This window comes from Achromobacter sp. Root170 (genome assembly GCF_001428165.1).
GTDB classification, from domain to species: Bacteria; Pseudomonadota; Gammaproteobacteria; order Burkholderiales; family Burkholderiaceae_B; genus Achromobacter; species Achromobacter mucicolens.
Map to the genome: position 1 here is coordinate 1 of NZ_LMHN01000007.1, position 13,648 is coordinate 13,648.

The window sequence follows — 13,648 nt, forward strand, 5'->3', positions numbered from 1 at the left end:
AGCGCCAGCGCAATGACGCCCATCGCAATCTGCACCATCAGCAGCAGCTTGCGGCGGTCCATGGTGTCGGCCAGCGCACCGGCCAGGAGCGACAGCAGAAAAACCGGCAGCGCGCCCGCCGTCTGCACCAGCGCCACGAACATCGGCGACGGCGACAACGACGTCATGAGCCAACCGGCGCCCACGTCATGCATCCAGGTGCCAATGTTGGACAGCACGGTGGCAATCCAGATCACTGAAAAGGCGGAGTACGCGAAAGGCGAGGACGGCGGGGCGTCGGCGGGGCGGGTGTCGGCGGTCGTCATGGGAGGCTCCGGGCGGCCAGGCGGTATGGAAAAAAAAGCCCGCGGCATTGGCCGCGGGTCTGGGATTCAGCGAGCGGTAACCGGCGCCGCGACGGGCGCGATCGCCTCATGTGCGGTCTGCGTGCGCTGACCGGCCTTGTGCACCATCGTGTAGGCGTAATCCACACCCATGCCGTAAGCGCCCGAGTGTTCCTTGACGATTTCCATCACGGCATCATACGAGTCGCGGCGGGCCCAGTCACGCTGCCACTCCAGCAGCACCTGCTGCCAGGTGACCGGCACGACGCCGGCCTGGATCATGCGCTGCATGGCCATGTCATGCGCTTCCTTGGACGTGCCGCCGGACGCGTCGGACACCATGTAGATCTCGTACTCGCCTTCCAGCATCGCGCTCAGGGCGAAGGTGGTATTGCACACTTCCGTCCAGAGACCCGCCACGATCACCTTCTTGCGGCCATTGGCGGCCAGCTGATCGCGCACCTTCTGGTCATCCCACGAATTCATCGAGGTGCGTTCCAGCACTTTCTTTTCCGGGAAGACATCGAGCAATTCCGGATAGGTATAGCCGGAGAACGATTCGGTCTCGACGGTGGTGATGATGGTCGGAATGTCGAACGCCTTGGCCCCCTTGGCCAGCCCCACGACGTTGTTCTTCAGCGTTTGGCGGTCGATCGACTGCACGCCGAAGGCCATTTGCGGCTGGTGATCGATGAAGATGATCTGGCTGTTTTCCGGGGTCAGCACTTCGAGCTTGGCGGTGGTGTGGGTCATGTCAGTGTCCTTGGAGAGGTAGGTTTGGGGTGTTGCTTGCAGCGCGTCGCTGCCATGACCAGAACTATATTCGGCAGGACAATCTCGCGGTAGACCGCAAATTTTGGCTTCAGCGTTCTTTTTTTGGAACGATGGTTGATCACCGGAAAGTCATCCCGAAGGGGCGCGCCCGCCAGATCACGGTGTAAGGTCAATCGCGCCACCAGAATCGGGGCCGCATGGGTATCATCCGCAGTCCTGCCGCTCAGACCGGCTTCAGCACACCAGCCTCCGATCCCATGCAATGCCCTCGCTGCAACTGGCAGAATTCGGCCGCCAACAAGCTGTGCTTCAGCTGCAAAGCCCCCCTGCCGATCACTTCCCAAGAGGCGGCCGCCCAGCGGTCCAGCCCACGCGGCGACGCCCCCGTCTTTCCCAGCATCTGGGCCCGGCTGGCCGCCACCGCGTTCGACGTCGTCGTCATGGCGGCGGGGACGGTCGGTTTGTCCAAGGCCGCTTCTTACACCTATCAAGGCCTGACGGGCGCAGACGCACCCGTGCTGCTGGCGATGGCTGGCGGGCTACTGGGCTTGTTGCTGCCCGCCTTCATGGACGCGTGGGGCAATGGTTCGCCCGGCAAGCGTCTCTTGAAGCAGCGGGTGGTGACGCGCAAGGGCAGCGCACCTGGACTGCTGCGCTCGATCTGGCGGCACACCCTGAAGTACTCGATGAATGTGGTATTACCCGGCATCTACCACCATATACAGCAGTCTATTTTTGGCGAGCGCGCCATGCACAACGCCCTCGCCGGCACTCACGTGGTGTCTACCCTGTCCAATCCGCGCGCCGTGCTGCCCGCGCTGGCTCGGGTTAGCGCTGTCACAGGCGCGGGCCGCATGCTGTTCATCGTGTTCGGCATGGGGGGGCTGGTCCTGGCCGGCATGGTGATCGCGGTAGTCGCCCTGGAGACGGATGACGGAGACAATCCGCTGCGCGCCGACGTCATACACCTGGATCTCGTGTCGGATCCCGTGCGCCTGCTCGCGGAAAGCCACTACCAGCGCACCAAAACGTTTGCGCCCGACATGGCCGCCCTCGGCGTGACGCGTGAATCGCTGCGAACCAGCGGCTTCAGCAACCTTGAGATGAATCCCGTCAACGGGGTGCTGCGTTTTACCATCGCGGGCGATCCGGGCACGGCGGACTCACCGTCGCTGGGCGGCAAGCACCTGGTCTATCTGCCCGAGCTGAGATCCGAAAAGAAAGGCGGCGGCGTGCGCCGTTGGCAATGCGGCAGCGGCGACATCCCGCGCGAAGACCGCCCCTACCGTTGCCGTCACGACGCCGGCGTCCTGGCGCGCTAATCCAACCTTCCGAGTAGAGCACCCTGCGCATGTCCAGCCTGATCGAATCCATCCACCGCGCCGATGACGGCGGCGACCTTGCCCAAATGCTTGCCTTGTGCGAGCAAGGACTGCGCGAACAGCCAGATCTCGCCATCATGTGGGCATTGCGCGCCCGCTACCACGACCAGCGCGGCGCGAACGCGCAGCGTGACTCAGACCTGGACCGCGCGTTGGCGCTGGATCCGCAATGCAGCGACGCCATTCGCTTGCGAGTCACCGCGCTCTACGACGCGGGCCAACAGCAGCAAGCTTGGCGAATGCTGCGCGAGGCCAAGACACGTGCGCCGTCGCACTTCGGATTGCTGATGGCCGAGGGCTACCTGTTGATCAACGACGGTCAACTTGACGACGCCATTGCAAGCTGGACCCGCGCCTCGCAACTGCGCCCATTTGCCGCGGCGCCGCATTGCTATATCGGATCCAACCTGCACAACGCAGGCCGCTACCAGGACGCGCTGCCCTACCATCAGCGCGCCGTCGCGCTGGCGCCCAACAACGGTGGCTTTCTTTACGACGCCGGCAACAACTACCGCCGTCTGGGTGACCTGAACAACGCCATCGCGATGTTCGACCGCGCCCGCGCCATCCTGGGCGAGAAGAATGCTATCCAGCACAATCGCGCCTCGTGCCTCCAGGCGCTCGGACGCCATGAAGACGCGGTGGAGGAATGGACCAGCCTGTTGCGCCGGGAACCCGACTGGGACTGGCCCCTGGAAGGCAAGGCGCGCTCCCTGCACCGCCTGGGCCGAGCGGACGAGGCGGCGCCGCTATGGCGGCGCCTGGACGCACTCTCGGACAGCGGCTGGGAAGGCCGCAAGGAGCAAGCCCGCGAGTATGTGCGCAGCGGCGACCCGGAGTTGGCTGAAGCGGCGTTGCTGGGCCTGGATCCGCTGTCCAGCGGCGACGCCCAGTTGCTGTTCATCGCCGGCAATGCGCAGCGCGACCAGCGCCGCTGGGAAGCGGCGCTGACCTATTACCTTCGCGGCTACGAACTCGTGCCAGACAACGACTTCCTGCCCGGCAACGCCGCCGACATGCTGAACAGGCTGGAACGCCACGAAGAGGCCTTGCCCTTGTCCGAGGTCGCGATCTCGCTGGATCCCGATTGGCTGAAGTGGCGCCGCGCACGCATCGAGGCCCTGACCCACCTGGGGCGCGCATCCGAGGCCGTGGCCGACGCGGACCAGGCGATGGCGCACTGGCCCGACAGCGGCCCCCTTCACGCCGAACGCGTCAATGCCCTGATCGCCGCCAACCGATACGAGGAAGCGCTTGCCGCCTGCGACCGGCTTATTGCGCTGGATCCTGACTACCGCAGCTGGGCGCTGTTCTCACGCGGGGAAACCTACGGCCACATGAAGCGCCATGCTGAATCGGCGCTGGCGTTCCGCCAAGCGGCCGCCTCGTACCAACAGAACGGCAAGCCTCAGTTCCAGGAGCTGTCGATGCAGAATGCGCTGGCTGCCGAACAGGCCGCGGCCACGCCGCGTGGCATCCTCGGCCGCCTGTTTGGCCGCAAATAGGTGTCGAAGTTCATTGCTTCCCAAGTTGAATCTACGCCAACCTTTCGACGGCGACGGCGCAACGGAAAGAATGGAATCCGTGCTCTCAAACAACCATCGACTGCTGCGCGAAGATTCCCGCCATCGCGCCTTGCCATGATGCCGTGGTGACTGAATGCATGGCGGGGTTGGCAAGGTCGCCCGCGGCGTAGATGCCAGGCGTGCTGGTCTGACGGCGCTCGTCGACCTTGAGGGCGATGCCTTGCGGCGTATCGACCGTGGCGAGGCCCAGCGTTTCATGCAAGCGTGCAGAGGGCTTGTTGCGCGGATGGGCAAACAGGATGTCGACTGCGACAGCCGGGCCGGTATCGAGCTTGACGGTGACGTTATGGCTTTCGTGATGGTTCAGTTCGGTGATCAGGCCATCAACAACGTGGACGCGGCGGCGTGCGAGATCATCGCGAACATCGGGCGGGATGTCGTGACCATGCGCGAAGACCGTCAGCGTGTCGGTCCAGTCGTGGTACAGCCTGACATAGTTGTGCGACGGCGGGCCGGACCAGATGAGGCCCCAATGCCGCCCTGCGACTTCGAAACCGTCGCAATAGGGGCAGGGAACGATGGACGTGCCCCAACCCTCGGCAAAGCCCGGAACACCAAGCACCTGGTCCGCCACGCCATAGCTCAGGATCAAGCGGCGCGCACCAAGGCTTTCGCCATCGCCAGTCAGGACAGAGAAATTGTCCAAGGTGCCGGAAGTGCTTTCAGCCCTTGCGTTGATGAGCCTGACTGAGGGATAGCGCGCGAGCTGCTGCCGCGCCTCGGTCAGGATGTCCAGCGGTGACTTGTGATCGTGACCGAGCAGTCCATGTGAATGGTCGGCAAAGCGATTGCGCGGCACGCCGGTATCGAGAACGATGACCTTTCGGCGGGCGCGGCCGAGTTGAAGTGCCGCGGCAAGGCCGGCAAAGCTGCCGCCGATGATGATGACGTCATTCATGGTGGGGGAGTCCGTGTTCTCTATGCAAGGGATTGAGGCTGCGCTTGGCGGTGCGCCGTGAGTGCATGTGGAGGTGCCGAAAAGCGCCGCTACCGTTCAGAAGCCCATTCACCGGCGTGCACATTTCAGATACCATGAGGTATCCTAAAATGCCATTTACGATACTGTCAAGTACTGGAATACACGTGACGGAAAAAAAAGTTCTGGGCCGGCGCGGTCGGCCCGTCAACGAGGCGCTCGGCCAGACGATCGTGGACGCGGCCAGCCAATTGTTCGTGGAACTGGGTTTTCAAGCGACAACCATGGACAAGGTCGCTCAACGCGCAAAGATATCCAAGCTCAGCATCTATCGCCATTTCGAGAACAAGGAAGCGCTATTCAGCGCAGCCATCGCGGCGCACTGCCACCAGTTTGCCCCTCAGGCGCTTATTGATGGCGTCGAGGGCTCTGCCGAAGATCAGCTCATGGCGGTGGGATCATTCCTGCTTCGCACGCTGTTGAGCCCGGAGGTTCGCAGTGTCGAAGCCATGATCATGGCTGACAAGACGAATCAGAAGTCGTTAAGCAAGCTTCATTACGAAGCCGGCGCAGCCTATGTCATCGCCCAGATCGAAGCCCTGTTACGTCAGTTGCACGCGAAGGCGGCGCTGAACGTGCCCGATCCTGGCCGCTCCGCCCGTTTGTTTGCCGCGCTTATCAAGGGTTGCGACCTCCTGGCAATCGCTCGCTTCGATGAGGCAAAAGCCGCGGACGACAACGAAATCGACTCCTATTGCCGGTCGGCTGCCGCCATGTTCATCGCTGCGCACGGCGGCGGGCGCAAAGCGACTCCACAGAAATAACGTCGAGAGACAGGCGCCAAAAGCTCATGTCTGCGCTGATGACCCGAGCATCTCATCTAGGGTGAAGCCGGGGTGTTCAATGCGGGAATTTTTGAAAACACTTCCGCAATGAAATCCATGAACACGATCGCACGAGTCGGCAGCAACCTGCTCGCCACATAGACGATCTGTACAGGAACAGAGGGTGGAACGTGCGCGGTAAGAATGCGTCGCAGGCGACCGTTCTTCAGCCCCTCCTCGAACAGCCAAGCCGGACCGTGCGCAATTCCAAGCCCTCCAACGGCCGCCGCGCTGGCCGCGGACGGCGAATTCACTTTTATCCTGCCAGATACGGGAATGTCCACGTCGCGCAGTCGCCACATCGCGCCGGACGATAGCAGCGTGTAAATCACGCAGTCGTGATTGCGTAGGTCGTCTGGCGTTTCCGGAACGCCGCGTCTGGCCAAATAGTCCTCGCTGGCCACGAAGACGCGTTCGTACGAGCCTATGGGTCTGGCGCGCAACGTACTGTCTTGCAGGTGTCCGATCCGGATAGCCAGTTCGCTCCCTTCATCGACAAGGTCTACATAACGATCGTTGAGTTGCAGATCCAACGTGAGCCCCGGATACCGCTGAAGGAATGCCGGCACGTGGGGCATGACGAAAGCATGGCCCAACGCGGTCGGGCACGCGACGCGTAAAAGTCCTGAAGGTTCCGTGCCACGCCGGAACGAGGATTCGCATTCGTCCACCGCATCCAGAATTCGCCGAATATCGGCGTAGTAGCGTTCTCCTTCCGGCGTAAGAGACAGCTTGCGTGTGGAGCGGTGAAGCAGCCGTGCCTGCAGGTGATCTTCCAACGCCGCCACATATCGGCTCACATTGGGTTGGCCCAGACCGAGATCGCGTCCGGCAGCAGAGAAGCTTCCCGTCTCCACTGCGCGTGCAAAGCAGGTCATCAATAGAAAGCGATCCATACGTCCATCCTGCGATTCATGCTTTTATTGCATGAAACGTATTCCAAACAGCCATCTTATCGAAAATTCTGCATGAACCTACATTTCTTCTTGTGGACCGATTCCGGTCAATGTTCAAGGAGAAAGGTATGTCGCGCTTGCAAGGTAAACGTACGCTCATCACGGGCGGCACCAGTGGTATCGGCCTGGAAACGGCCAAGCAGTTCCTGGCCGAAGGCGCTCGCGTCATCGTCACAGGCGTCAACCCCGATTCGATCGCCAGGGCGCAGGCCGAACTCGGTTCGGACGTGCCGGTGCTGCGCGCGGACTCGGCCAGCGTCGCCGCCCAGAAGGAACTGGCACAGGCCGTCAAGGACCGCTATGGCCAACTCGACGTGGCTTTTCTGAACGCCGGAGTTTCAGTCTGGTTGCCGATCGAGGAATGGACGGAAGAGATGTTTGATCGTTCGTTCGACATCAACGTCAAGGGGCCGTACTTTCTGATGCAGGCCCTGCTACCGGTGTTCGCCAACCCTGCCTCCGTCGTGCTCACCACGTCGGTAAGCGCGCATGCCGGGGCGGACCGCTCGTCCGTGTACGCCGCCACAAAAGCCGCGTTCCTGAACATGTCGAAAACCCTTTCCACCGAACTGCTGGCACGCGGCATCCGGGTCAACGCGGTGAGCCCAGGACCGGTCCAGACGCCCCTCTACGACAAGCTCGGCATTCCCGCCGCCTACCGCGAGCAGGTCAACAAAGAGATTGCCGCGACCATTCCGCTCGGGCGGTTTGGCACGGCCGAGGAGGTCGCCAAGGCCGTCCTTTATCTCGCTTCCGACGAGTCGCAGTGGACCGTCGGGTCGGAAATTGTTCTGGACGGTGGACGCTTGCTTAACCGCTGAACCCGCCGCGGACGGTTCCCCTTTTGAGATAAGACATTGCGGAGCGGGACGCGAGTCCTGCGACCGCCCCGCAATGCAGACAAAGAACGTGATGAACTCGCTCATCTTAATCAGTCACCCTCTTTGCCCATTTGTTCAGCGTGCCGCCATTGTGCTGCTGGAAAAACAGGTGCCATTCGAACGTATCAACGTGAATCTCCGTGACAAGCCGGCGTGGTTCCTCGCTCTTTCCCCTAATGGCAAGGTGCCGCTCCTCCAAGTGGGTCGCCCGGACGGAACGACGGCCGTACTGTTCGAGAGCATGGCGATCTGCGAGTACCTACTCGAGACGCAGCCAGGTCCGAGCCTCTATCCGGATGATCCGATATTGCGCGCCATGAATCGCGCATGGATCGAGCTGAGCACCACCACTCTCGGAGATGCTTGGGCGTTCTTTAATGCAAAGGACGCTCCGACCGCCAACGCTTGGGCCGTCTCCTTCGAAAAAAGGCTGGCTCAGTTTGAACTGGCGCTAGAAGGCGGCCCTTACTTTAACGGGGAGCGGTTTGGCATGGTGGACGTGGCAATGGCCCCGGTGTTCCGCTACTTTGACGTTTTGCAGCCAGCCAGCTGGGCACCACTATTGACCCGATACCATCGCGTCGACGCTTGGCGCCGCGCCATCCTGAGCCGGCCCAGTGTCGCCGCCGCGGTCACGCCGGATTATTCGGAGCTCCTGCGCACTCACTTTGGATAGGAAATTCAAAGCGCCTGACGCTGACAGCCGCACGCGCCATCTCAGACCGCATCGCTGGCGCTGCCCGTAAGCCGCCAGTACGTTTCATGCACGGCCAGTTTCAGTGCCGTGCTGTCAAGCCCCATCAGTTGCGACGCGTAGACGCCGATGGCGCGCGCCTTGCCCGCCGCATCGACCGCCAGGTGCGCCGGCGTGGCCGTCACGCCGCGCTCCTGCAACTGCGACAGCCGTGCCTGCACGACACCTTGCTGCTGGCGATATGGCACATCCTCGTAACCGAACCAGGCCACGCCCGGCAACGCATCGCGGATCATCAGGGCGGCGTCGCTGACCCGCACGTGATCGCTGTGGAACAGGCCCAGCGGCATGACCACGGTCGCGGGCGCAAGCCTCATCAGCAGGTAGAACAGACGCTCGGTGATCAGCGGCGCATCCTCGTCCGCCGTCGATGTGTATTGGCTGTCCAGAAAATCCAGCCCCTTTCCGGTCGCGCCCACGCTGCGCAGCGCTTCCCGGTCTTCCGCCAGCCGGCATTCCATCGCGGCGGCGGCATTGGCGAAACCGCAGCGGCGGTCCCAGTCCGTAAGCAGGTTCGGCGTGGGCGCCCGTGCCGTGTACACCGTCACGACCGTACTGCCGGGGCGCGCGGCGAGCAAGCCGGCGCAACTCAGGATGGCGTCATCCAAATGAGGCGATATCACGGCCAGGGGAGATTGGGGCAACGACGGATCGTCGGCCCAGCTGTGCGCTTGCGCGGAAACCATCGGAATCTTTGATCCGCAGAGGATCGCAGTTGTAGGAGCATTACTTGCAGCAAATACCATGCCGCAAAGCCCCAGGTATGCGCTGAGCGGATTGCCGGCACGCAAGGTGGACGGCGCGAATGTGCGGGCACGTAATTTGCGTTGCCGCCCTCAACAAAACGGAACTGTACCGGCATGACACAATCAAGAGGATCGCTTCCCCGTTCCGCCGGCGGCCTGCTTGTCCTCCTGTTGATCGCCTTTGGCGTATTTCTGGCGGCGATGCTGTTTTCCCTGCACTTGTCCGTCGAAAAAAGCGACGACATGTCAGCGATGCGCCAGAGCAAGGAATTGCAGCTGGCGATCAGCAACGTCCTGGACGACGTGGCGCAGGCCCAGGAAACGGTGGCCGTCTGGGACATGCTCTTTGACGAGCTGGACAAGCCCGCGCCCGACCAGGCCTGGCTTGATGACAACGTGGGCGCATGGCTGCACCGGCTGTTCAAGCACGATCTGGTGTTTGTGCTGGGACCGGACAACGAGATGCGCTATGGAAACGTCTACGGCGAACGCGTTCCGCCGGAACGCTACGCGGCATTCGAGCCCGACATCCGCCCGTTCATCGCATTGACGCGGGGCGAGGCTACACGGCCCAACAACGACCACGAACGCCTGCCCAGCCAGCCGCCCGCGCCCGACGCATCCACACGCACCACTGCGGCTGCGGTGCACGCCACCGACCTTGCCATGATCGGCCAACGGCCAGCCGTCGTGAGCGTCATGCGCGTCGCACGGTTTCCGCCCAACCTGGACACGCCGGCAATCGCGTCCCGGAATCTGCTCGTCAGCGTCCGGTTCATCGATGGCGATTTTTTGCGCGCGTTCTCACGGGACAACCTGATCGACGCGCTCCATTACCATCCCGTGCGCGCGCGCCATGTACAAGCCGATGAGCGCGAGGAGCTCCTCCGGTCCTCAGACGGCACCTTGCTCGGCTACCTGATGTGGCGGCCGGATCTGCCCGGTTCCGAACTCTGGCGCGCCATGCTGCCCGCGGTTGCCGCCATGCTCGCCGGCACGCTCATTCTGGTGGCGTTGCTGGCACTGCGCACCTACCGGCTTCTGCGCCAACAGCAGGCGCACCTCTCCGCCCTGCGCAAGGCCCATGTGGAACTGAAGGCGAGCGAAGCGCACGCCCAGCATCTTGCCTTTCACGACGTGCTGACCGGCCTGCCAAATCGCGCGTATTTCGGCACCTGTCTCGATCAGGCTTTGGTCCGCCGGCGGCCCGATGCAAGCTGCGCGGTGCTGCTGCTGGATCTGGACCATTTCAAGCAGGTCAACGACACATGGGGCCACGCCGCGGGCGATGCGCTCATCCAGGAGTTCACCCGACGCGTCAAGCTTGCCGTCGGCCCGGAAGACTCGGTCGCGCGCCTGGGCGGCGACGAGTTCGCCGTCCTGATGCAGAACGCCACCGAAGCGGGTGCCACCGATCTGACACGCCGCATCCTGGCCGATGTGCGCGCGCCTTTCGACCTGCTGGGCGGCCGCGCCTTCGTGGGCGCGAGCATCGGTGTATCGATGGCCCCGCGCGACGGCACCACGCGCAGCGAGCTGCTGCGCAAGGCCGACATCGCGCTCTACCGCGCCAAGGATCTAGGCAGGAACCAGTACAGCTTCTTCGCCCCCGAGATGGACGAAACGCTCAAGGCGAAGGCCGTGATCGAAGAGGATTTGCGCGCCGCGCTGGCGGACAGCGACCAGCTCCAGGTCCATTTCCAGCCGCAGATCGACAGCGGCACGCAGCAGCTCGTGGGCGTTGAAGCGCTGGTGCGATGGAACCACCCTGCCAAGGGCCCCGTGTCACCGCAGATCTTTGTGCCGGTGGCTGAATCCACGGGCCTCATCGTGCCGCTCGGGGAATGGGTATTGAAACAAGCCTGCCGCGCGGCGCGTCAGTGGCCAAGCCTGTCCATTGCGGTAAACCTCTCCCCCAAGCAGTTTCGCGGCGCCGACTTTGCCGAACGCGTTATCGATCTGGTGCGGCGCGCTGAAGTCGATCCGGCGCAGATCGAGCTGGAGGTCACTGAAGGCGTGCTCATCGAAGACGACGGCCGGGTGCAGAAGGCTATCGGCAAGCTGCGCGCCGCCGGCTTCCGGATCGCGCTGGACGATTTTGGAACGGGTTACTCCAGCTTGAGCTACCTGCAACGGTTCGCCGTCGACAAGATCAAGATTGACCGGAGTTTCGTCGCAAACATCGGAGAGGGAAGCGATTCCACCGCCATCGTGAACGCGGTGGTAACGCTGGGGCGCTCGATGGGCCTGACGGTCAACGCCGAAGGGGTCGAGACGGCAGCGCAACGTGACTTCCTGCGTGCTGCCGGATGCGACGAAATGCAGGGATTCCTGTTCTCCAAAGCTGTGCCGGAAGCAGAAATTACAAAACGCCTCCAAAGGGCGCCCGCCGCAACCTAGCTGCCCGCACGTCGCCCATCGAGGCCTGGCACGTCGTGCGGCGCGCGGTAAATGTGAACAAGGGCCGCTTACGCGGCCCTCGCACTGGAACAAAGCTGATATTGCGGGCAGATGGAAGGAATCGACAGAAGTTGTCGCTGCGACCGGGTTTAGTCTGCGCGACCGACTTTATTTGTCCTTCTCAACCGATGCATCCGCTACCGCATCACTCCACCGTCACGCTCTTCGCCAGATTCCGCGGCTTATCCACATCCGTACCGCGTGCGCATGCCGTGTGATACGACAACAGTTGCAGCGGCACCGTATGCAGAATCGGCGACAGCTTGCCGTAGTGTTCCGGCATGCGGATCACGTGCATGCCTTCGGCGCTTTGGATCTTGCTGTCGGCGTCGGCAAACACATACAACTCGCCGCCGCGCGCGCGCACTTCCTGCATGTTGGACTTCAGCTTTTCCAGCAGCTCGTCCTTGGGCGCGATGGTGACGACCGGCATATGCTCGGTGACCAGCGCCAGCGGGCCGTGCTTCAGTTCACCGGCCGGATAGGCTTCGGCGTGGATGTAGCTGATTTCCTTGAGCTTGAGCGCGCCTTCCAGGGCGATCGGGTAGTGCATGCCGCGGCCCAGGAACAGGGCGTTTTCCTTCGAGGCGAAGCGATCGGCCCACGCCATGATCTGCGGCTCCAGCGCCAGCACCGAACCGATGGCGGACGGCAGGTGGCGCAGCGCCTTCAAGTGCTCGGCTTCCTGCTCTTCCGTGAGCTTGCCGCGCGTTTGCGCCAGCGCCAGCGTCAGGAGGAACAGCGCGGTGAGTTGGGTGGTGAAGGCCTTGGTCGAAGCCACGCCGATTTCGACGCCGGCGCGCGTGATGTACGACAGCTTGCACTCGCGCACCATGGCGCTGGTGGACACGTTGCAGATGGTCAGCGTGTTTTCCATGCCCAGCGAGCGCGCGTGCTTCAGCGCGGCCAGCGTGTCGGCGGTTTCGCCGGACTGCGAGATCGTCACGACCAGCGAGCGCGGGTTCGGCACGCTGTCGCGGTAGCGGTATTCGCTGGCGATTTCGACGGCGACCGGGATCTTGGCGATCGATTCGATCCAGTACTTGGCGGTCAGGCCCGCGTAGTAGCTGGTGCCGCAGGCCAGGATCAGCAGGGAATCGACTTCCTTGAAGATCTTGTAGGCGTCGTCGCCGAAGAGTTCGGGCGTGATGGATTCGATATCTTGCAGGGTGTCGCCGACCGCGCGCGGCTGCTCGAAGATTTCCTTCTGCATGTAGTGGCGGTAGGGGCCCAGTTCGGCGGCGCCCGTGTGCACGTGCACGGTGTGCACTTCGCGGTCGACGTTCTTGCCGGCAGCATCCACGATCCAGACGCGCGACAGTTGCAGGTCGACGACGTCGCCGTCTTCCAGGTAGATGATCTGGTCGGTCGTGCCGGCCAGCGCCAGCGCGTCGGACGCCAGGAAGTTCTCGTTCTGGCCCACGCCCACCACCAGCGGCGAGCCTTGACGCGCACCGACCACACGGTGCGGTTCGTCGCGGCAGAACACGGCGATGGCGTATGCGCCATGCAAACGGCGCACGGCGTTCTGCACGGCTTCAAAGAGGTCGCCCGCGTACAGGTGGTTCACCAGGTGCGCGATGACTTCGGTGTCGGTCTGGCTTTCGAAGACGTAGCCGACGGCCTGCAGCTCGGCGCGCAGCTCGTCGTGGTTTTCGATGATGCCGTTGTGCACGAGCGCGATGCGCGGCTCGTCGTTGCCCAGGTGCGAGAAGTGCGGGTGGGCGTTGTGCGTGGCGGGAACGCCGTGCGTGGCCCAGCGGGTGTGGGCGATGCCGGTGAAGCCTTGGACCTTGTCCTGCGCAACCTGATCGGCCAGTTCGGCCACGCGCTGCGTGCTGCGCGTGCGGCGCAGATGGCCGTCGGCGTAGACGGCGACACCGCAGGAGTCGTAGCCGCGGTATTCCAGGCGCTTCAGGCCTTCAACGAGGATCGGGGTGATGTCGCGCTGGGCGACGGCGCCAACAATGCCGCACATAGGAGTGA

12 protein-coding genes are annotated in these 13,648 nt (G+C 63.1%); 6 read left to right on the forward strand and 6 right to left on the reverse strand.

Translation table 11 applies throughout. From position 1 onward, the window contains the following. Positions 1-305: MFS transporter (locus ASD87_RS09270; RefSeq protein WP_200952171.1), on the reverse strand; the 305-nt coding region annotated here is incomplete at its 3' end. 66 nt (positions 306-371) lie between these two features. Continuing rightward, the gene (locus tag ASD87_RS09275; protein ID WP_056320255.1) at positions 372-1,076 is read right to left on the reverse strand and encodes a hydrolase; all 705 of its coding nucleotides are present in this window, start codon (positions 1,074-1,076) and stop codon (positions 372-374) included. Positions 1,077-1,294: 218 nt separating this feature from the next. Here ASD87_RS09275 and ASD87_RS09280 point away from each other — a divergent pair, with 218 nt between their 5' ends. Next, complete coding sequence (locus tag ASD87_RS09280) at positions 1,295-2,419, forward strand: RDD family protein (RefSeq protein ID WP_235512670.1); 1,125 nt, start codon at positions 1,295-1,297, stop codon at positions 2,417-2,419. Positions 2,420-2,448: 29 nt separating this feature from the next. Then, positions 2,449-3,984 (forward strand): tetratricopeptide repeat protein, encoded by a 1,536-nt coding sequence (locus ASD87_RS09285; protein ID WP_056320261.1) that lies wholly within the window; start codon positions 2,449-2,451, stop codon positions 3,982-3,984. Positions 3,985-4,069: 85 nt separating this feature from the next. Here the strand turns inward: ASD87_RS09285 and ASD87_RS09290 are convergent, their stop codons facing one another. Then, complete coding sequence (locus ASD87_RS09290; RefSeq protein WP_056320264.1) at positions 4,070-4,963, reverse strand: NAD(P)/FAD-dependent oxidoreductase; 894 nt, start codon at positions 4,961-4,963, stop codon at positions 4,070-4,072. 185 nt (positions 4,964-5,148) lie between these two features. Here ASD87_RS09290 and ASD87_RS09295 point away from each other — a divergent pair, with 185 nt between their 5' ends. Beyond that, positions 5,149-5,805: a TetR/AcrR family transcriptional regulator gene (locus ASD87_RS09295; RefSeq protein WP_235512673.1), complete on the forward strand. Its 657-nt coding sequence runs from the start codon at positions 5,149-5,151 to the stop codon at positions 5,803-5,805. Positions 5,806-5,861: 56 nt separating this feature from the next. On the opposite strand, the gene ASD87_RS09300 is transcribed toward ASD87_RS09295, so the two are convergent. Continuing rightward, the gene (locus ASD87_RS09300) at positions 5,862-6,761 is read right to left on the reverse strand and encodes a LysR family transcriptional regulator (protein WP_056320270.1); all 900 of its coding nucleotides are present in this window, start codon (positions 6,759-6,761) and stop codon (positions 5,862-5,864) included. Between the two features lie 128 nt (positions 6,762-6,889). On the opposite strand from ASD87_RS09300, the gene ASD87_RS09305 reads away from it, so the two are divergent. Together ASD87_RS09305 and ASD87_RS09310 are read left to right on the forward strand one after the other, a co-directional pair. Further along, the gene (locus ASD87_RS09305) at positions 6,890-7,642 is read left to right on the forward strand and encodes an SDR family oxidoreductase (RefSeq protein ID WP_056320273.1); all 753 of its coding nucleotides are present in this window, start codon (positions 6,890-6,892) and stop codon (positions 7,640-7,642) included. A 91-nt stretch (positions 7,643-7,733) separates the two neighbouring features. After that, complete coding sequence (locus tag ASD87_RS09310; RefSeq protein ID WP_056320432.1) at positions 7,734-8,378, forward strand: glutathione S-transferase family protein; 645 nt, start codon at positions 7,734-7,736, stop codon at positions 8,376-8,378. Between the two features lie 41 nt (positions 8,379-8,419). On the opposite strand, the gene ASD87_RS09315 is transcribed toward ASD87_RS09310, so the two are convergent. Continuing rightward, the gene (locus tag ASD87_RS09315; RefSeq protein WP_056320276.1) at positions 8,420-9,142 is read right to left on the reverse strand and encodes a PIG-L family deacetylase; all 723 of its coding nucleotides are present in this window, start codon (positions 9,140-9,142) and stop codon (positions 8,420-8,422) included. A 141-nt stretch (positions 9,143-9,283) separates the two neighbouring features. On the opposite strand from ASD87_RS09315, the gene ASD87_RS09320 reads away from it, so the two are divergent. Continuing rightward, on the forward strand, positions 9,284-11,602 hold the full coding sequence (locus tag ASD87_RS09320; RefSeq protein WP_156403407.1) for a bifunctional diguanylate cyclase/phosphodiesterase: 2,319 nt from the start codon (positions 9,284-9,286) through the stop codon (positions 11,600-11,602). Between the two features lie 205 nt (positions 11,603-11,807). On the opposite strand, the gene glmS is transcribed toward ASD87_RS09320, so the two are convergent. Continuing rightward, complete coding sequence (glmS, locus tag ASD87_RS09325) at positions 11,808-13,640, reverse strand: glutamine--fructose-6-phosphate transaminase (isomerizing) (RefSeq protein ID WP_056320281.1); 1,833 nt, start codon at positions 13,638-13,640, stop codon at positions 11,808-11,810. Positions 13,641-13,648 lie beyond the last annotated feature (8 nt).